Source organism: Trueperaceae bacterium (assembly GCA_036381595.1).
In the GTDB taxonomy this organism is placed as follows: domain Bacteria; phylum Deinococcota; class Deinococci; order Deinococcales; family Trueperaceae; genus DASVCN01.
Window position 1 is genome coordinate 34,555 of record DASVCN010000006.1, and the last position, 19,472, is coordinate 54,026.

Genomic DNA, 19,472 nt, shown 5'->3' on the forward strand with positions numbered 1-19,472 from the left:
GCTACTCGGCCGCGGCTACCGGCGCCCCTTCGAGCGCCCACTGGGCGTAGGCCTCGGCGAAGATGAAGGTGGTGTCGCGGGCTCCGCTGGCCAGCAGGTACTCGATGAAGTCGGACACGTCCTCGGCGGTGCTGCTAAGGAACAGCTCCCCGCCGGTCATGCCGCTGAACCGGCCCTGGTCGACTTCCGGGAGCGCCTGCTCGGCCGCGTCGGCGCTGGCCTCCAGCTCCTCCAGCAGGACACGGGTGAGCCGGTCGGGCCGCGTCAGATCCTCGGGCCCGTAGAGCCGGGTGCCACTCTGGAGGCCCTGCATGAGCAGGTTGCGGCCGAGCAACTGACGGATCAGCTGGGGTTCGCCGCTCACCTGGAACATCACGCTGCCGCTGGCCGTGCGGCCCTCACTTGCGTTCACCTCGACCTGCATGGTGTAGGTGCCGGGCTCCAGGTCCTCCGGGAGCCAGACCTCCATCTCGTCCACCACGTAGCCGATGGCGCCCGCCGGCATCTCCAGCGTACGCTCGACTCCGAACGCCTCCTGGCCCTCGTTGTCGACGAGATCGATATCGACCTCGAGGGTGCGTGGCAGTTCGTTGCCCGGGGTGTAGACCTCGAACCGGGGATAGAGCGGGTCGCCAGGGTGGAACGGACCGCGAACGATGTCGGTGGAGCCCAGGCGAACCGTCACCAGCCCGTCGGTGAGCTGGATCGGGGGTGGCGGCGCGCTGAGCACTTCGATCCGCTCACGGGCCGTCGCCAGGAACTCTTCGGACTGCGCCCGCTGGGCGAAGAGCCGGAACTGCTCGGCGGCCTCGGAGCGGCGTCCCTCGGCCTCGTAGAGGAGGCCCAGTACGTAGTGTAGTTCCGGCTCCTCGGGGTACTGCGCGAGGGCGTTCTCGACATCCTCCACGGCGGCGTCGTCTACTTCGGGGTCGGCACGCAGTGCCTGCTGGTAGGCCTCGACCGCCTCCCCCAGCCTGTCGGTCACTGCCCGCACCAAGCCGAGGTTGTACTGGGCGATGTACTGCGAAGGGTCCAGAGCTACGGCCTCGAGCGAAGCGTCCTCGCTCCGCTCGAGCATGCCGAGGAGGTAGTAGGCCCAGCCCAGATTGGTCCAGTAGAGGCTGCTCTCCGGCTCAAGCTCGACGGCCACGGCGAGCGCTTCGGCCGCCGCGAGGGCGTCCTCTTCGTCGAAGGCGATGAAGGAGAGGCGCTCGAACGGGTAGGTGAAGAAAGGCGCAACGCGGGTGAGCCTGCTCAACGCCTCCTTCTCGGTGGCGGTGTCGCCCTGGAGCTGGGCGGCGGCGGCCACGCCCAGTAGAGCCGCGACGTCTTCCGATGCGAGTGCCCTCTCGAGCGGCTCGTTCGCAGCATCGCCGCCAGCAGCGAGGAAAGCGGCTCGGGCAGCCTGGCCGTACACGTACTCCTCCGGCAACTCGGCGAAGTGCTCGCCGGCCGAGGGCAGGTCGTTGACCGAGGTCTCCAGCACGGCGACCCAGAGGGCCGCCGCGGGAAGCTGGCTCGCCTCGTCGAGGAGCCGGAAGTAGCGCAGCGCGAGACGTTCATCCAGCGGCTGACGGTTGACGGCGAGGGTGGCGAGGAGCGCCGGATCCGCGTCGGTCCCCTGCCGCTCGATGGCCCGCATCGCCTCGAGCAGCGACTGCGCCCGTTCTCCGGGCCTTTCCATGTTCTCCAGGACGCGCTGGGCGTCGGACGTGAGGCCGGCGGCGATAAGAGCCAGTGCCTGCGCGAGTTCGCCGTCGGGACCGGAGAGGTCTACCCTCATCGGTTCGACTTCGATCGGTCTCCCCAGGCGTTCGGACGTCTCGTCGGCGATCCGCGCCGCGAGCCGGCCAGGTTCGTCGAGCGGCGCCGTCACGATGAACGACTCCACTCCATCGCCGGTAGCCAGGAACAGTTCGGCCCGGAGTCGCTCCTCCGCCACCATGAGGTCGCCGGTCAAGACTCCCTGGGCGCCGAGGCTGTCCCTGAGCAGAGCGCTTCCGGTCCGGTTGGCGACCCCTGCTCCCTGGAGGTATTCGGTGGGGTTGAGGAACCCGTCGCCCACGGGTAGGGGCGGGACGAGCGACGGCGCTACCGCAGGGCCGAAGACTTCGCTGTCTTCGTAGCCTTCGGCCAGCGCCTGCGCCACACGGTCGGCCACTACCGAGCCGATGAACGAGTCCCTGCTGCTGAACGGGTAGATGACTATCGTTTCCGCATACGCCGCCGCCAGCAGGACCGCTGCGGCTACGATTGCGAGGATTCTTGCGGGCATGGGCTCCTCCTGCGAGGTCAGTTCCGTTCAGGCTAGCACCTGTACCGAGGACCGCCGGTACTCCTGGCCAACTCGTCGAGTTCGTTGTCTCGCTGTTCCGGGTTGGTAACGGGATGCCGGCGGTTACTCGAACAGACCCTCGAACTCCTCGAGGATCTTCTTCGCCCCGGCGGTGGACCGGGCGATGACGAGGATAGTGTTCTGCCCCGCTAGCGAGCCTACGATCTCCTCACGGTCGAGCTTGTCTATGACGTAGGCGATGCCGCTCGCGTGTCCTTCGTCGGTGGTGACGACGATGGTGTTCTCACCCCTGTCCAGGTCACGGACGAAGAGGCGGAAGCGCTGCCGGAGTTCGCCGAGCACATCTTCTTGTGCGGCCAATGGAGTAGAGCGGTAGCGATGTTGGCCGTTGCCGGCCGGCAGGCGGACGAGCCTGAGCTCGTTGACGTCCCGGCTTATCGTCGCCTGCGTCACTTTGATCCCGCGGCGGCCGAGGTGCTCGGCGATCTCCGCCTGCGTCGAGATGAACTCGTTCTCGACGAGCTCCTCGATGAGCCGTTGACGGTACTCTTTGCTCGGCATATTTATTCACGATACACCGGTCCCCTCGTCGAGAGGGATACCGCAATACATCGTGTATTGCCTAATAACGGTCGGCCTCTACCCATGAACCGAGCAGGCGGGCGACCCTGTCGAGGATGATGTCGGCAAGACGACGCTTCGACATCCTGGGCAACGGCTCCGAGGCCCCGTCGGTCGTGACGAGGGTTACTTCGTTCTCGTCGCCCCCGAACCCGCTTCCCTCCCTCGTGGGGTAGTTGAGACAGATGAAGTCGAGATGCTTCCGCCGTGCTTTTTCGGCGGCCCTGGTCACGCCCTCGTCGGTCTCCATGGCGAAACCCACCATCACCTGGTTTCGTTTCCTGCCGCCGAGCGTCTCGAGGATGTCGGGAGTGCGGATCAGCTCGAGAGATCGCCTCTCGCCTACCTTCGGCTGCTTCTGGCCGGCCGGAACGGCCGCTTTCCAATCGGCGACCGCAGCGGTCATGACCAGAGCGTCGCAGGCATCGAAACGGTCCGCCAGGGCAGCGAGCATCTCCTCGGCGGTGACCACCCGAACCAGTTCTGCGCCCGCCGGCGGGCGCACCTCCGTCGGACCGGTCACGAGGGTGACTTCCGCTCCGCGCTGCGCGGCGGCTTCGGCGATCGCGTAGCCCATCCGCCCACTGGAGGGGTTGCTGATGAACCGGACGGGATCGAGGAATTCGCGCGTGGGGCCCGCGGAAACGAGAAGCGATCTGCCGCGCAGATCACTGCGCTCCACGATCGCGCGCACCCGCGCGGTCAGCTCCTCGGGCTCCAGCATCCGACCCGGTCCGGGTTCCTCGCCCTCCGTTGCCATGGCCCCCTCGGAAGGCCCCAGGATCAGATGACCGTCGGCGACGAGACGCTCGACGTTGCGCTGTACGGCCCGATTGCGCCACATCCCGCCGTTCATCGCAGGCGCCCAGGCGACCCTCCTCGCGCCCGCCAACACCAGGGCCGAGATGACATCATCCCCCCGGCCGCCAGCCGCCGAAGCGAGCGCGTCGGCGCTGGCCGGCGCCACCAGCAGCAGATCCGCCCAGGCGGCCCACTCCAGGTGCAGCGCTCGCCCACGAGGCGAGAACCAGGCGCCGCGATCGAATACCTCCCCGCCCGCGGCTAGGGAGAGCGAGAGCGCGGTGACGAACCGGTAGGCGTCGTCGGTGGCGGCGGCCCGGACCTCGAATCCGGCCTCACGGAGGCGCCTGAGCACGAACGGCGTCTTGATCGCGGCGGCCCCGCCGCTGACGGCGACGACCACCCGGGGGCCGGCCGCCTGCCCGCTGTCGCTCGTGTCCTACTCCCTCTGCTCGCCGCCCAGAGCGAACTCCTGCCGCTCAGGACGACGTTCCGGCTCGATGACCCGCGAAAGCTCTTCGATACTGGGGAGTTCGTCGCCCCAACGGATCGGCTTGCCCGTCTCGAGCTCCTTCATCGCGATAGTGACGGTGTTCGTCGTATCGGGCTTCTCTTCCGGGCTGAGCAGGGTCGGGATCCCGCTCTTGAGCTGCGCCGCCCGGCGTGCGGTGATCATGGTGAGGCGGTACCTGGAGTCGGTGAGCGCCATCAGTTCGTCGTAACCTTCCTGAGCCATACGGAACCTCCTCGGTTCGTGATCGTGAGAGCCGCTGCCCGGCAACAGGCCATTATAGGCGTTCGGAGCCGCACGTGACCAGCCGCGCTATGGCGCTTCCCGGCCCTACTCCTCCCTCAGGAAGCGCTCTACGTCGTCGCTGCCCAGGTGCTGCGCCCGCGCCCGTTCTGCCCTGATGATGGCCGCGAAGGTCTCCGCGGCCTCTTCGAGGCGATCGTTGACCACCACGTAATCGAACTCGCGCACTGCCTTTATCTCTTCGCGCGCCCGAGTGAGCCGCTTCTGGATCTTCTCCTCGCTGTCGGTGCCCCGTCCACGGAGCCGGCGCTCGAGCTCGATGAGCGACGGGGGCGCGATGAAGACCATGACCGCCTCTCCCATCCTCTGCTTGACCTGTCGTGCGCCCACGAGTTCGAGTTCGAGCAGGACATCGCGGCCCCGTTCGAGGTTCTCCCGCACCGGTCCCGCCGGCGTGCCGTAGTAATCGCCGACGTACTCGGCGTACTCGAGCAGTTCATCGCGAGCGATCATGCGCTCGAACTCTTCTCTGTCGAAGAAGTAGTAGTGCTGTCCGTGAACCTCGCCCGGCCGTTGAGCCCGGGTGGTTGCCGACACGGAGTAGAAGAGGTTCTCGAGGTTAGGCAGGGTGGCCTTGCGGATGGTGTCCTTGCCGACGCCGGAGGCGCCGGTCATGACGAAGAGGGTTCCCCGTCGCGTCACCAGCCGGCTCCTGCGGCCCGGCAGATCAGGCCTGACGACGGTGGGGCGGGGTGTCGGGGGCGAGCCATTGCTGGAATGTAACACGTCCCCGCCGGCACGCCCGGCGGCGTCAGGGGCTCTAGTCGGCGCTGCTCGGGGCGGTCCGCGATTGCTCGTTCGCTTCCGGCTGCGGGCCCCCGCTCAACCCCTCTCGCTGGCCGCCGGACCAGGCTTCCCGGCGATGACGGCCAGCTCCATGAACGCCTCGACCACCCTCGGATCGAACTGACTGCCCGAGCGCTCGCGCACGTAATCGCGCACCTTCGCCGGGTCCCACGCTCGGCGGTAGGGGCGATCGGAGGTAAGGGCGTCGTAAACGTCGGCCACCGCGAAGATACGGGCCGCCAGGGGGATCTCTTCGCCGCGGAGACCTCTGGGGTAGCCGCTGCCGTCCCATGCTTCGTGGTGGCAGTAGGGGATGTCGGCCGCGGGTCGCAGGAAGGCGATGGGGGCCAGCAGTTCGTAGCCCAGCCGGGCGTGCCTCTGCATGATCCTGCGCTCCTCCTCCGTCAGCTGCGCGGGCTTGGTGAGGATGGCGTCCGGCACGCCGAGCTTCCCGATGTCGTGGAGCAGCGCTCCCCTCCTGATATGCGCCATCTCCTCTTCGCGAACGCCGATGTGCCGCGCCAGGCGGATCGTCAGCTCCGTGACCCGCCGGCTGTGCCCCTCCGTCTCGTGATCGCGTAAGTCGAGCGCCCGCGCCCACCCTTCGATCGTCGCGTCGTACGCCAGCCTAAGGTCGATCGTCGAACGTTCGAGTCCCTGGAACATCATCACGTTGTCAATGGCGATCGCCGTCTGCAGGGCGAGGGCCTGCAGGAACTCGAGCCGGTCTTCGTCCAGCGCCCCGCCAGCAGGAGCGTAGGCCTCGAGTACCCCCTGGAGGCGCCCCTTGGAGATGAGCGGCAGGGCTATGTAGTCGCCGTAGCGGGAGCTGCCGGTAGCGAGCGGCACGGCTTCCCCTATCCGCTCTCCCTGGAGCCTCACCATCTGCCTGTCGAGTCCGCAGCGGCCGAGAGTCCCCTCGCCCAGTCGAGGGTTACGGCGACGGATCTCGCGCTCGGGCAGTCCACGCGAGGCTGCGCAGCTGAACGTCTGCGTAGACTTCTCGAATATCCACACCGCTGTCGCGGCGACGCCCAGGTCGCGCATGACCTTGTCCATCACCACTTCCAGGGTGAGCCGCAGGTCGACGCTGCCGGTTATCGCCATATCTATCTCGTGGAGGCTGGAGAGTCGGTTGAGCCTCTTCTCCAGTTCGAGGTTGAGCTCGCGCTCCCGATCCTCGGCCTGCTTCTGACTGCTCACATCGATGCCGGTGCCCACCACGAAATTCCGGCCGTCGAGCTTCACGCTCGTGGAGGAGAAGACGTACGGGACCTCGCCGCCATCTTCGCCCAGCAGGCTCGTCTCCATGATCGAATGCCCCTCGGCCAGCACCTTCCCGAAGTCCTCCTGAAGAGTCCGGTGCTGCGACTCAGGGAAGAAGTCGAAGGGGGACATCCGCATGATCTCGGTGTCGCTCAAACCGGTGAGCGAGTTCAGGTTCTGATTCCAGCGGATGAGCCGCATGTCCTCGTCGATGAGGTAGAAGAGGCCCGGCAGACTGTTGATGAGGGTGTCCGAGAAGCTCTTCTCGTTCAGCAGCGCCTCCTCCACGGCCTTCCTCTCCGAAACGTCCCGTACGATCGACTGGAAGGTGTCCTGTGAGATGCGACGGGTGTTGATCTCCACCGGCAGCTCGGTGCCGTCCGCCCGGCGGAAGCGGCGCTCGGTGAGAACGGTTGCGCCGGGCTCGAGCTGCAGGAACCTCAAGGGCCGCTCCTCCAACTCCTCACCCGAGATGAAATCGGTGACCTTCGCGAGCGCCCCTTCGCCAGTCGACCCCATCATCCGATAGGCCGTCGAGTTCGCCTGCAGCAAGTTGCCCTCGCGGTCGTACACGACGATCGCGTCGGAGGCCTGCTCGACGAGTTCCCGGTAGCGTCGCTCCGACTCCTCGGCCTCCCGCCTGAGTTCCCGCTCGCGCTCCAGCAAACCGACGTTCTCCAGCGCCACGGCCGCGTAGTTGGCTGCCATCGAGAGCGCCACCACGTGTTGCTCACCGAAGGCGTGAGGCTCGGTACTCTGGACCTCGAATACGCCGATGGTCCTCCCGAGCACCTTCAGCGGCACCGCCGCCGAGGAGAGCGATGGACGGTTGTCGACCTCGTCGCCGCCCACGTCGAAGGTGGCGATTCCCGAGAGCGCCTCCGGGAGTTCGTTCGTCAGCACGACCTGACCACTCCGGATAGCGCGACTCTGCGGGCTGTCGTTGAGCGGCAGGAGCGGAAGCTCCGTGACATCGCGCTGCTCGAACCTCCCTTGAACGAGGTTCATCGAGAAGACACACCGTCGTTGCTCACCTAGATCGTCGTAACTGCAGACGAAGATGCCATCGGCGGGCGTCTGCTGGCAGCAGAAGACGAACAGGGCACGGTAGATACTGGCTTGGTCGCTGGCCAGGCCGACCTGCTCGGCGAGAACGCCCAGCCGGCCCAGGAGCATGTCGTAGTCACGCTGGGCCTGCTCACGCGCTTCGGCCAGTTCGGCTTCCTTGCGGCGTTGCTCAACGCGCATCTGCCGCGCGTTCACCGCCTGAGTGACCGCATCCGAAAGTCGAGCCAGCCGGTCCTTGAGCAGGTAGTCGGCCGCCCCCAGGCGCATCGAGGCGACCACCTCCTCCTCCCGCGCCGTCCCCGTAACGACGATGAGGGGGATGTCCAGCTTCCGTTCCTCGAGGATCTCTAGCGCCCTCAGAGCGCCGAAGCCCGGCAGGGTGAAGTCGGCGAGGATTATCTCGGGTGCTTCATCGATGGCGTTGCGGAACTCGCCTTCGGTGCCCACCACCGTCGCCGTGGGCGTGAACCCGCTGCGGCGAAGGCTCCTGAGCAGGATCTCCGTGTCGTGCTCACTGTCTTCGACTATCAGGACGCGCAATTCGCGACTCTCGTATGTCTGGTGCATCAGAAGGGAACTCCAGGCACACGCTCCTGGCGGATGCCTTGCCAAAAGGTTGGTTTGGCTGGAAGCTCGACCTCCCGGTGCGCGATGCAAGAGCTCAGGCCGCTCTGCAACGGCACAGAGCCGTCGGAGGGGCGCATGCAGACGTACTCGCATCGATTATAGGAGCGGCCCGTTGAAAACCCGTTGAAACGGCGCAGCGGACGAGCCGCACCCTGGTGCGGTGAGTGGTAGCATTGAGTCCCGGAGAAGGTGAGCTGATGGATAGCAAGTACATCTTCGTCACGGGCGGCGTGGTGTCGTCTCTGGGCAAAGGGATCGCCACGTCGAGCATCGGAGCTCTGCTTCGGGCCAGAGGCTACCGCGTCACCGCAGTCAAGATCGATCCGTACATCAACGTGGACGCCGGCACCATGCGGCCTTACGAACATGGTGAGGTGTTCGTGACCAACGACGGCGCCGAGACGGATCTCGACATCGGCACCTACGAGCGCTTCCTCGACATCGACCTCGGTCGCGAGAACAACATCACCACGGGGCAGGTCTACCAGACGGTGATCGAGAAGGAGCGTCGGGGAGCGTATCTGTCGCAGACCGTCCAGGTGATCCCCCATGTGACGGACGAGATCAAGTCGCGGATCGTCCAGGCAGGCGAGAACGCCAACGCCGAACTGGTGCTGGTCGAAGTCGGCGGGACCGTAGGCGACATCGAGTCGCTCCCCTTCCTCGAGGCGATCCGTCAGCTGCGCTTCGAACTTGGACGGGAGAACACCGTCTACCTGCACGTCACCCTCCTGCCCTTCCTAGGGACGTCCGAGGAGTACAAGACCAAACCCACCCAGCACTCGGTCGCCACTCTGCGCGGCGTCGGGATCCAGCCGGACGGGATCATCCTGCGGTCGCAGAGTCCCGTTCCCGAGGAGAACCGCCGCAAGATCGCTCTCTTCACCAACGTCGAAGCACGAGACGTGTTCAACTCGTACGACGCCGACTACGTCTACGCGGTGCCCGAGATCCTGGAGCAGCAGGGCCTGGGACGCTTCCTCGAGCGTCACCTGCAACTCGAGAAGGTGATCCCTGAGCTCCGCGCCTGGAGCGAGGCGGTTCGGGTGCTGCGAGAGCCGAGCAACAGTGTGATCATCGGGATCGTCGGGAAGTACGTGGCGATGCCCGACGCCTACCTGAGCCTTCTCGAGGCGCTGCGCCACGCCGGCATAGCGAACGGCGCGCAGGTGGAGATCCAGTGGGTGAACGCCGAGGACCTCGACGAAGCGGGCATGGAGGAGCTCGGCCGTTTCGACGGCATCCTGGTGCCGGGTGGTTTCGGGGTGCGCGGCATCGAAGGGAAGGTGCGGGCGGCACGCTACGCCCGCGAGAACCAGGTTCCCTACCTGGGCATCTGTCTGGGGATGCAGGTCGCGGTCATCGAATTCGCCCGGAACCGGGCAGGACTCGAAGGAGCCAATTCCACCGAGTTCGACCCGTACACTCCTCATCCCGTGATCGACCTGATGCCGGAACAGCTGGAGGTCGAGGATGTCGGCGGCACCATGCGGCTGGGCTCGTGGCCCATGCGTCTCGCGCCGGGCACACTCCTGGAAGACCTCTACCGGGAGGCGGGCGAGAAGGCCGACACCGTGGACGAGCGACATCGCCACCGCTACGAGGTGAACCCGGCCTACGTCTCGCGACTCCAGGAGGCAGGGATGGTAGTTTCCGGCGTCACACCGGGTATGGCCGGCCGAGGTGAAGGGCTGGTCGAAGCGATCGAGCTGGCTGCGCATCCCTTCTACTGCGGTCTGCAGTCGCACCCTGAGTTCAACTCGCGGCTCCTTCGGCCCAGCCCGCCGTTCCGCGGCTTCATCGAGGCGGCGGTAGCCAGGAGGGCGAAAGAGATCGAGCGGAAGGCGGCGGTTTGACGAATCGCGAAGGGCGCCGAGCCGCTCAGCCGAACCTACCCGGCAGTTCGTCTCGTTCCCGTAACTCGGTGCGCATGTCGGGTTCGGTCTGCGGGCTCCTGAGTTCTGGCGAGCAGCTCGGCCCCTACTCGGTGGCCAGTGCCCGCCGGCCGCGACTGTTGCGAGCGGAACGAAGGGTTGCGACAGGGTGAAGGGGGATCTTGAGCGGCGCCCCCTCGTCATAGGGGTTGCCGGCGGCACGGGATCCGGGAAGACCACCGTAGCCGAAGCGGTGACCGACGCGGCGGGCGAAGGGCAGGTCGTGGTGCTCCCGCAAGACGCCTACTACCGCGCTCAGGGAGACGTTCCCAGGATGGTGCGCGAGAAGATCAACTACGACGAGCCGAGCGCCTTCGATACCGAACTGCTCGTGGAGCACCTCGATCGGTTGGTCGGCTGGAAGGAGATAGCCAGGCCGGTCTACGACTTCACTCGAGACGATCGCTCCGAGGAGACGATCACCCTGCGACCGGCGCCGGTGATCGTCCTCGAAGGTATTCTCGTGCTCCACGAACCGACGTTGCGGGAGCGCATGACCCTCAAGGTCTTCGTCGACGCTCCCCCCGACGAGAGGTTCATCCGTCGGCTGGAACGCGACGTCAAGGAACGGGGCCGAAGCGCGGAGAGCGTGATAGGCCAGTACCGGAGGACGGTCAAGCCGATGCACGATCTCTTCGTCGAGCCCACCAAGAAGCATGCCGATCTGATCATCCCGGAGGGGGGTCGGAACAGGATAGCCCTCGCCGTGCTGGGCGCCTTCGTCAGGGCCTGCCTGGCCGAGCCCGGCCTGCTGGCCGACGGGAGCAGACGATGAGATTCCTCCTCTGGCTGCTCATCCTCCTCTCCCTCATCCCGGCCCTGATCCTCACCGGTCGTCGCATCCAGGCCGAGGGATCGGCACGGCGCGTGACGATGATCATGGACGAGGCCGCCCTGATCGAACAGGCACGCGCACTGGGCTGGGAACCCATGGAACTCGCCCTCCACTACCAGGAGCTGGGGCTGGAAGGCATCTCGGTCTACGAGGAAACGCCCGAGAGTCTCGCCGAGGCCGGCGAGATCATCGCCATGCCTGGCTACGAACTCCAGGCGGCGGTGGTGGCCTCCGGCGGCGAGCCTCCCCGACTGCCGCCTGGGGCGACCGTGATGAGCGAGCTGGAGGCCGGAGCGCTGGACGCGGCACTGGCGAAGACCAGTCTCGAGCCACAGCGGTTCGAGTGGCGGGGCCGCACCTGGTACGCGTTCCCCGGCGACGTCTTCGACATACTGCCTGCCGGAGCCGACGAGGAGCGACTCGACAGCTACGCGGAGGCCGGTTTCGATATCGCCTACCGGCCCCGGAACCACCCGCTGCTCAGCGACATCGACTTCCCCGAGCAGGCTCACTACCTGATCCACAACGGACTCGAGGTCGCCGGCCTCCCCGATCTCCTGAACGAGACTATCGAGGAGTCGCAGGAGTACCTGACGGGTGTGATCGAGGGAACCCAGCAGAGCGGCATGGCCCGTATCGCCGGCCGCGTGCCGAGCGTGAGGCTGCTCTCCTTCAATCAGGAGTACATCAACCTGAGGCTCCGGCCTGGCGAACTCGTGGACAAGTATCTGTTGGCCGCGAACGAACGAGGCATCACTCTGCTCTACCTCAGGCCCTATACGGAACCTCAGCTGGGCAACATGCTCGATAACACCGAGGCTCTGGTGAGCGGACTTCGAACCGCACTCGAGAACGAGGGTTTCGAAGTGGGTCCCCTACGCACCCTTCAGGTCGATTACCGGACGAACGCCTTCCTCAGGGGCTTAAGCAGCCTCGGCGTTCTGGCTGGCCTGTTGCTGCTGGGGCTCGCCTACCCGGCTCCCTGGGGAGCCTTCGTGTCGCTGGCCGTCCTGGCGCTCGGTTTGGTAGCGGGAGGGATCGACTGGGATGCGGTCGCTCTGATCGCAGCTCTGGTCTTCCCGGTCCTCGGATACGCCTACCTTCGCGAGCGCCTCGTCTCGCTGGGGGTGGCCACGCTGATCAGTCTCGCCGGCGCGCTGTTGCTGGTGGCGGTAGGTAGCGACCAGGCCTCGATGAGCGCCATCTCCCCCTTCCGAGGCGTCGCTGCCACGTTGGTCGTGCCGCCGTTGCTCTTCGCGGCTCACTACGCGCTGCGCTTCCAGCGGCCAGCGGAGTGGATCCGCGAGCTGTGGGGCCATCAGGTCAGACTCGGGGACGTGGCGGTCGTGCTGGTAGGGTTCGTCGCACTTGCGCTGGTGTTCCTGCGGCGGGGCAACTTCCCGCTGATCGGCGCGTCGGAGGCCGAACTCGCCTTCCGTTCCTGGCTGGCAGAGTTGTTCGTCAGGCCCCGGTTCAAGGAGCTTCTCGGCCACCCGCTGGCGGTCCTCGGCCTCACCAACCGCGAGTGGCCAGCCTGGATCAAGGGGGCGCTCCTGACTGGCGGCGTGGTCGCTCAAGCGAGCATCCTCAATTCGTTCAGCCACTATCACACCCCGGTACTGATCTCGCTCCAACGAACCCTCATCGCCCTTGGCCTGGGTCTGCTCATCGGTCTCGTACTGCTCCCGTTCGCCAGGTTGGCGGTTCGGCTGGTGCGTTCGTGGCTGACCCCGCCCGTCCCTCGCCACCGCGCGACCCAGTGAAGGTTACGGTCAGTGGCTTCTACGGCTTCGGCAACGTGGGTGACGAGGCCCTCCTAGCCGGCCTCCTGAACGGGCTGCAGGCGAGAGGGTTCGAACCGGTGGTCCTGAGCAGGGATCCCTCGGCCACGACAAAGCTCCACGGGGTGCGAGCGCGTCACCGGTTCGGGGGAGTGGCCGCCGCACTGCTCGAGAGCGGGGCGTTCATATCGGGTGGAGGCGGGTTGTTGCAGGACAGGACGAGCGCTCGCAGCCTCGACTACTACCTGTGGCTGTTGCGCACGGCGAGGGCTCTGGGCAAACGGGTGATCGTCTACGGTCAGTCGGTGGGGCCCCTGAGTCCCGAAGGGCGCCGGAAGGTCGGCAAGGCCCTGGACGGCTTGCCGGTTGCCGTACGCGACAGGAGTTCACGGGAGCTGCTGGCCTCCCTGGGGGTCGCAGCCGAGCTGGTGGCCGACACCGCCCTCCTCCTCGAGGCTCCTCCACCTCCCCCGACACGTGATCGGATCCTGCTGCTTCCACGGTCGGGGCACCCGGAGCTGACCGGGGCGCTCGTGGCTCTGGCGAGGCATCTCGCGGCCGCCGGAAGGCAGATCGAGGCGGTCGCCTTCCATCCCGACGAGGACGAACGGGAGTGCCGGGCTCTCGCCGAGTCGGTTCCCGGGCTGCCGTTCCGGCGGGTCGGGGACCACCGCGAAGCGCTTCGACTCTTCGCCGGCGCCGGCTTGGTCGTATCGGCGCGATTGCACGGGCTCATCCTCGCGGCAGTGAGCCGCACGCCCGCGGTCGGGCTCGTCTACGATCCGAAGGTGGCTGGGTTCCTGGCCGAATCGGGGGGCTCGGGCTTCGAACCGCCGGTGGACGAGCAGGCGCTGATCGAGGCCGCTCGGCGAGCAATGCCGGTAGCGAGCGAACGGCTGAAGGAGCTGCGATCGAGCGCCGGGAACGGACTCGACTGGCTCGCGCGGTCGTTGCGAGGGAACCCGGCTGCCGTAAGATGAGTGGAGTGCGCCTGCCCCCACCGCTTCCGCTCCTGCTGATGCTGCTGTCGCTCCTCACCGGCTGGGCCCTCGCTCAGAATCCCATCGAGCAGATGCGCGACCTGTTGGAGCGGGGTTACTACAACTCCGCCGCGCGCATCGTTGGCCCCAGCCTCGTCGAGAGTCACCCTAACGATCCTGAAGCGTTCTACCTCTACAGCCGCTCGCTCTATCTGACGGAGGAGATAGGAGCGGCCCGCGAGGCGCTCGATCAGGCGATGCTGCTCGCCGAGGACGAGGTCGACCCTGACTACCTCCACCTGGACGGGCTGCTCCTGGCTGCCGAAGGTGACCTGCGAAGGGCGATAGAGGTCCTGCGTGAAGCGTTCGGGATCAGCGGGCAATACGAGCACGCGATGGACTGGGGACGGGTCGCCTGGCAGGCGTACGACCTGGAGGAGGCGCTGGAGGCGTATGCGGCGGCGGCACAGACCGAGGAGGGGATGAAGAACTCATGGCCGCATCTCAATCGGGGACGCCTCCTCACTTTCCTCGGCCGCAACGAGGAAGCTATTGACGCCTACCGCCGGGCTATCGAGGTGTTCGAGGAGAACGACACCGGCGAGGCCCGGCCGTCACCCGCCTACGTGGAGGCGTACTTCAGGCTGGGCGAGATCTACGAAGCCATGGGGGAGGAGCAGGGCTCGAACCGCTTCCTCCAGTTGGCCATCGATCACTATCGCGCGGCCCTTACCGGCGACCCCAACTATGCGCCGGCGATCGAGGCCCTGGACAGCCTCAACCGCCGTTTGCCGTGACGCCGGTTCGAGGGCGACAGGCATCTGAGCGACAGCCCTCGAACCGGCAACTCTCATCTACTGGATGGCGTAGGTAACGGCTACCTGGACCTCCACGCTGAGCTGCCCGGGCGAGATCGGTGCAGCGGAGGCAACCGCCATCGAGCGCTCCAGGTAGGGGATCGGGCCGCCAGTCACGGGGATCTCTTCGATTACCAGCGGTTCGCCCAGCGCCACGCCGGCCGCCGCGGCGAGCTGGGTTGCGCGCATCCTGGCGTCCTCGACCGCCTGAGCGCGGGCCTGGGCCTTCAACTCTTCCGGATCGGAGAAGCCGAAGGTGATACCTCCAACGGCGTTGGCGCCGGCTTCTACCGCGGCGGCGAGAATCTCGCCGGCACGTCGGGCGCCCTCGAGTTCTACAGCGATCATGTGCTGTGCGCGGAACACCGGTTGACCGGTCGTTTCGCCCTCACGCGGCAACTGTTCCTCCCGCCAGATGTTGTAGGCAGTGGTGCGTATGTCCTGCTGGGGGACGTCCAGCCGGGCGAGTGAGGCCAACACCTCCCTCATCCGCCGGTCGATCTCTTCGACCGCCGCGCCGGCGTCTGGATCGACGGCGGTCACCCCGAGCTCGACCGTTGCGACGTCGGGTTGACCGTAGACGACCCCGTGGCCGACCACCCGCACGACCCGTTGGTCGGCCTGGGCCGGCTGCTGTTGGGCGAGAGAGGCGCTTGCCGTCGCGAGGAGGGCGAGGAGGATCACCAGGATCCCCGTGCGAGGACGTGAGTTGGACAGGCTGGGGTTGTGCATGATTCCTCCCATGCGGTCTGCCACCCGGGATGCCGGTTCGGGTCGACGCACCGGCGGCTGCCGCTTGCGGGCATCTTCGCCTCGGGCCGGATGACTAGGATGTGACCTCGCTGAAGCCGCTCTTAATCCGACCGGGCGTCGTCCCGGTTAGGGCCCCGCTGGTCAGTTCACCGTCTTGGTGCGCCGCCTCTGGAAGTCCTGCAGCACATACTGGCCGATCGTGCGTGGCGTCGTGAAGTACGCCTTCCCTCGGGTCATGGCGCTCACCCGTTGCACGAAGGCGATCAGTTCCGGGTCGCGAGCGAGCATGAAGGTGTTTATCTGGATCCCCTGCCGGCGGCAGTTACCTACCTCGCGGAGCGTTTCACCAAGGACCATCGGATCGAGGCCGTAGGCGTTCTTGTAGACGCGCCCGTTTGGAAGAGTGATCGCCGACGGCTTCCCGTCGGTCACCATGACGATCTGCTTCATGTCCTTGTTCTGTTGCCGGAGCAGCTTCTGCGCGAGCCGCAAGCCTTCGGCCGTGTTCGTATGGTAGGGACCGACCTGGGCCTGGGCCAGACGCCCGAGCGGGACCTCCTCGGCCGAGTTGTGGAAGAGGACGAAGCGGATGGTGTCCCCCCGGTACTGGGTCCTGATCAGATGGGCAAGCGCCAGGGCTACCTGCTTGGCCGGAGTGAAACGATCCTCCCCGTAGAGGATCATCGAGTGCGAGCAATCGAGCAGAACTATGGTCGCTGCAGAGGAGTCGTAGTCAGACTGCATGACCTCGAGGTCACCGTAATCGATCGACAGCCGACCACCCTCTATGCCGTGGCTCGCTGCATTGGAGAGCGTCTTGGAAAGGTCGAGGTTGAGAGTGTCTCCGAACTCGTACGGCCGGCTTTCGGCCTCCGCGGTGATTCCGGTCGTCTGGAAGTTGGTCTCGTGGGAGCCCACGCTGCTGCGACCCGCTCCGCCCAGCACGTCCTTGAGCGTGCGGTAGCCGAGGAAGTCTATCGCCTTGTTGGTCAGCTCGAAGCGCGCATCCCCGGGATCCGAGTCGGGGCCGACACCGCCCTGGTTGCCCGGTGATCCGGGTTCCCGCTCGCCGTCGCCTTCGCCGCTCTCTGGCCTGAGATAGCCCTCCCTCTCGAGCCGCTGGGCCAGCTCCTTCACCACCTCGCCGAGTTCGGTATCCATCCACTCCTCGGCATTCATCGCGTTCTCCACCATTTCCTCGGAGACGAGCTCGTTGTTGACCAGGGCCTCGGCGATGGCGTCATAGAGGTCCTGCATCGTCTGCCGGTACTCAGGGTCGGGATCCCAGGGGTTGCGATTGAAGCCAGAGTCTAGCAACCGGTCCTGGATCATCTTCATCAGGTCCGACATCGCCAGATCGTCGAGGGTGGCTTCGTACTTGGAGTACCGGGTGGTGGGCATGGGCTTCCTCCGACCCTAGGGGCGCAGGGTCAGTTCCAGCGCCTCCGGGGCGCCTGCACCTGCGACACGTCGGGCTCGGGCGCGATGTAACCACGCTCTTCACTCCTGGCCACCTGGCGCCGGGCGTAGAGGCCTTCGAGAACGAACTCTGCGGCCGCGGCCAGCTCCTCGGGTCCGTTGCCTTCGGCCACCTCGCGCGAGACGTCGAGCAGCCCGGGTACCGTGCTGAAGACCTCCGGCAACTTCCCGGTCGGGATGGCGTCGGGCACTTTCAGAGCGTTGTCCGCCTCGAAGAACTCGACCACGCTGGTCGTGTCGATGTCGCCGGCGCGGCGACTGAAGACCTGACCTATCGCGCGGCGAACGATGTCGCGGGCGACCGCCTCTCCGCCCTTGAGCTCGCCCTCGTACTCGAGCTCCAGTTTGCCGGTCACAGCCGACAACCCGGCGTAGAGATCGACCGTTCGGACGACCGGGCAGGGTTCGCCGAGCGCCAGCGCCCGCCTCTCTGCGTTCGAAACGACGTTCTCCATGAGGCTGATGGGCAGCCGTTGCGAGACGCCGGAGTGCTTGTCCACCCGCGAATCGTCCCGCGCCTGGAAGGCGACCTCCTCGATTATCTCGGCGATGAAATCGGGTATCCGGACCTCCCGCTCACGGTGCGTCCAGGCCTCCTGACGCGTGATCGCCATACCCTCCTCGATGCTGGCGGGGTAATGGGTACGGATCTCGGAACCGATCCGGTCCTTCAGGGGCGTGATGATCTTGCCGCGAGCCGTGTAATCCTCGGGGTTGGCCGAGAACACCAGCATCACGTCGAGCGGCAACCGCACCGGATAGCCTTTGATCTGGACATCACCCTCCTGCATGATGTTGAAGAGGGCGACCTGCACCTTGCCGGAGAGGTCGGGGAGTTCATTCATGGCGAAAACACCACGGTTGGCCCGCGGCAGCAGCCCGTAGTGGACCGAGAGTTCGTCCCCCAGCCTGGTTCCGAGGCGGGCGGCCTTGATCGGGTCGATGTCGCCGATGATGTCGGCTACGGTTACGTCGGGGGTCGCCAGCTTCTCGATGTAACGCGCCTCCCTGGAGACCCACTCGATAGCCGTGTCGTCGCCTTCTTCGGCTACCTTGCGCCGTGCCTCGGCGCTGACCGGCGCGAAGGGATCGTCGTTCAACTCGCTCCCCGCCACCACCGGCGTCTCCTCGTCCAGCAGTTCGGTGAGCTGGCGCAGGATGCGTGTCTTGGCCTGGCCCCTGAGGCCGAGAAGGATGAAATTGTGCCGGCTTAGGACGGCGTTGACCACCTGCGGCACGACCGTCTCGTCGTAGCCGACTATCCCCGTGAAGATAGGTTCGTGGGCCTGGAGCCGCGCGACCAGATTCTCACGCAGTTCGTCCTTGACACTGCGACCGGCCCTCTCCTCCCAGATCGTGCCGCGCAGTTCCCCCAACGTCCGCGGCTTTCCGCTCCCCTTCGAGGCCGAGCTCACCGCCATATCCGCTCGCTACCGTCGTCGTGCTCGACAGACTCCCCGATCGCCAGTTCTTTCATGGGCGCACTCTAGCACCGGCCTGGCTGAGACCTATGTGTGAGAACCTTTGATTGCCCAGAGGGTCTGGGCAGGGGCCGTTCGAGGCGCGGACAGAAGATGAGCGTGATCCCGAGGCAGCCCAAAAAGTATGACCCTGCGTGGGGGGCACCAACAGGAACGGGCGCCAAAGAGAGGCCCTCTCGCACCGGCAAGGCAATCCAAAAAGTATGACCCTGCGTGGGGGGCACCAACAGGAACGGGCGCCAAAGAGAGGCCCTCTCGCACCGGCAAGGCAGCCCAAAAAGTATGACCCTGCGTGGGGGGCGCAGGGCCAAAGAGAGGAGATGGTGGAGGGAAGATTCCCTCACATGGCCGCCCGAACCAGGTCCGAGCGAACCAGTCAAAGTATACTCATGCTCCCCACACCGAACGTGAAATGTCTGCCATCTCTCATTCCGGTCGTGGGTCAGCGACATCGGGCGCCCGTCCGAACCAGAACCGAAGCGCCGGGAAAGGCCGTATCTTCCGTTCCTGCCGGGCGGTCGGCGCAGTTGGCGCCGTGGTACCATGAGCGCCGCAGACGATGGCAGTGCTCGGTTTGCCACGGCCCCGCGGTTCCGGGTCGAACCGACCCGAACTACCGGTGCCGGGCCGAGGCCATTCGGGACACCTTCTCTGCCTTCTTCGGTGTTGCCGCATGAGCGCGGGAGCGCCGTGTGCCGGGCGCCAGGGGCAGGCGACCGCTGAGGCTGTGATTGCGGTGCCAGCGGCCTATCGGCCGCGCAGCACCTGGTCTTGCCGCCTGTCTGGCGGAGTGGAGGCGATGGCAAGCCGTCGTGCTCCACCCTCTCTGGTCGCACCTCCGTCGTTCGGCAGTGGTCGTGGATAGTCGAGCGTCCGCGCGCAGCGCGACGACGGAGGCGAACTTGAGATGAACGAACAACGGAAACGGGCCTTGGACGGCACCATCCTGCAGATCGAGCGTCAGTTCGGTAAGGGCGCGATCATGCGGTTGGGTAGTGAGGGTGTGAATCTGGACCTGGGGGTGATTTCGACCGGGAGCCTGGGGGTGGACTTGGCTCTCGGTGTCGGGGGTGTGCCGCGGGGTCGGATCATC

At 66.2% G+C, this 19,472-nt stretch carries 15 protein-coding genes; 6 read left to right on the forward strand and 9 right to left on the reverse strand.

Annotated features, from left to right (window positions below; translation table 11 throughout):
• Window position 1: 1 nt before the first annotated feature.
• From VF168_01575 to VF168_01600, 6 genes are all read right to left on the reverse strand, one after another.
• Window positions 2–2,275, reverse strand: a complete 2,274-nt coding sequence (locus VF168_01575; GenBank protein HEX7002860.1) for a hypothetical protein — start codon at window positions 2,273–2,275, stop codon at window positions 2–4.
• Between the two features lie 123 nt (window positions 2,276–2,398).
• The gene (argR, locus tag VF168_01580) at window positions 2,399–2,857 is read right to left on the reverse strand and encodes an arginine repressor (GenBank protein HEX7002861.1); all 459 of its coding nucleotides are present in this window, start codon (window positions 2,855–2,857) and stop codon (window positions 2,399–2,401) included.
• Window positions 2,858–2,918: 61 nt separating this feature from the next.
• Entirely contained in the window at window positions 2,919–4,121 is a 1,203-nt protein-coding gene (gene coaBC / locus VF168_01585; protein ID HEX7002862.1) for a bifunctional phosphopantothenoylcysteine decarboxylase/phosphopantothenate--cysteine ligase CoaBC, read from the reverse strand.
• A gap of 36 nt (window positions 4,122–4,157) precedes the next feature.
• Window positions 4,158–4,454, reverse strand: coding sequence for a DNA-directed RNA polymerase subunit omega (gene rpoZ, locus VF168_01590; protein HEX7002863.1), 297 nt, complete (start codon window positions 4,452–4,454; stop codon window positions 4,158–4,160).
• A 105-nt stretch (window positions 4,455–4,559) separates the two neighbouring features.
• Entirely contained in the window at window positions 4,560–5,174 is a 615-nt protein-coding gene (gene gmk, locus VF168_01595) for a guanylate kinase (GenBank protein ID HEX7002864.1), read from the reverse strand.
• Between the two features lie 180 nt (window positions 5,175–5,354).
• Complete coding sequence (locus VF168_01600) at window positions 5,355–8,219, reverse strand: HD domain-containing phosphohydrolase (GenBank protein ID HEX7002865.1); 2,865 nt, start codon at window positions 8,217–8,219, stop codon at window positions 5,355–5,357.
• A 257-nt stretch (window positions 8,220–8,476) separates the two neighbouring features.
• Between VF168_01600 and VF168_01605 the strand changes: the two genes are divergently transcribed.
• The 5 genes from VF168_01605 to VF168_01625 all read left to right on the forward strand — a co-directional run bounded on the left by VF168_01605 (window position 8,477) and on the right by VF168_01625 (window position 14,606).
• Window positions 8,477–10,135 (forward strand): CTP synthase, encoded by a 1,659-nt coding sequence (locus VF168_01605; GenBank protein HEX7002866.1) that lies wholly within the window; start codon window positions 8,477–8,479, stop codon window positions 10,133–10,135.
• Between the two features lie 187 nt (window positions 10,136–10,322).
• Window positions 10,323–10,988: a uridine kinase gene (udk, locus tag VF168_01610; protein HEX7002867.1), complete on the forward strand. Its 666-nt coding sequence runs from the start codon at window positions 10,323–10,325 to the stop codon at window positions 10,986–10,988.
• Window positions 10,985–12,811 carry a DUF5693 family protein gene (locus VF168_01615; GenBank protein ID HEX7002868.1) on the forward strand — a complete coding sequence of 609 codons (1,827 nt, stop codon included), beginning with the start codon at window positions 10,985–10,987 and terminating at the stop codon, window positions 12,809–12,811. The genes udk and VF168_01615 overlap by 4 nt, the downstream gene beginning before the upstream one ends.
• Window positions 12,769–13,809 (forward strand): polysaccharide pyruvyl transferase CsaB, encoded by a 1,041-nt coding sequence (gene csaB / locus VF168_01620; protein ID HEX7002869.1) that lies wholly within the window; start codon window positions 12,769–12,771, stop codon window positions 13,807–13,809. The genes VF168_01615 and csaB overlap by 43 nt, the downstream gene beginning before the upstream one ends.
• 5 nt (window positions 13,810–13,814) lie before the next feature.
• Entirely contained in the window at window positions 13,815–14,606 is a 792-nt protein-coding gene (locus tag VF168_01625; GenBank protein HEX7002870.1) for a tetratricopeptide repeat protein, read from the forward strand.
• A gap of 57 nt (window positions 14,607–14,663) precedes the next feature.
• On the opposite strand, the gene VF168_01630 is transcribed toward VF168_01625, so the two are convergent.
• The 3 genes from VF168_01630 to VF168_01640 form a co-directional block, all read right to left on the reverse strand.
• Complete coding sequence (locus tag VF168_01630) at window positions 14,664–15,398, reverse strand: SIMPL domain-containing protein (GenBank protein HEX7002871.1); 735 nt, start codon at window positions 15,396–15,398, stop codon at window positions 14,664–14,666.
• 162 nt (window positions 15,399–15,560) lie between these two features.
• The gene (locus VF168_01635) at window positions 15,561–16,820 is read right to left on the reverse strand and encodes a VWA domain-containing protein (GenBank protein ID HEX7002872.1); all 1,260 of its coding nucleotides are present in this window, start codon (window positions 16,818–16,820) and stop codon (window positions 15,561–15,563) included.
• A gap of 29 nt (window positions 16,821–16,849) precedes the next feature.
• On the reverse strand, window positions 16,850–18,319 hold the full coding sequence (locus tag VF168_01640) for a sigma 54-interacting transcriptional regulator (protein ID HEX7002873.1): 1,470 nt from the start codon (window positions 18,317–18,319) through the stop codon (window positions 16,850–16,852).
• Window positions 18,320–19,286: 967 nt separating this feature from the next.
• Between VF168_01640 and VF168_01645 the strand changes: the two genes are divergently transcribed.
• On the forward strand, window positions 19,287–19,472 hold a 186-nt coding region (locus VF168_01645), incomplete at its 3' end, for a DNA recombination/repair protein RecA (protein HEX7002874.1).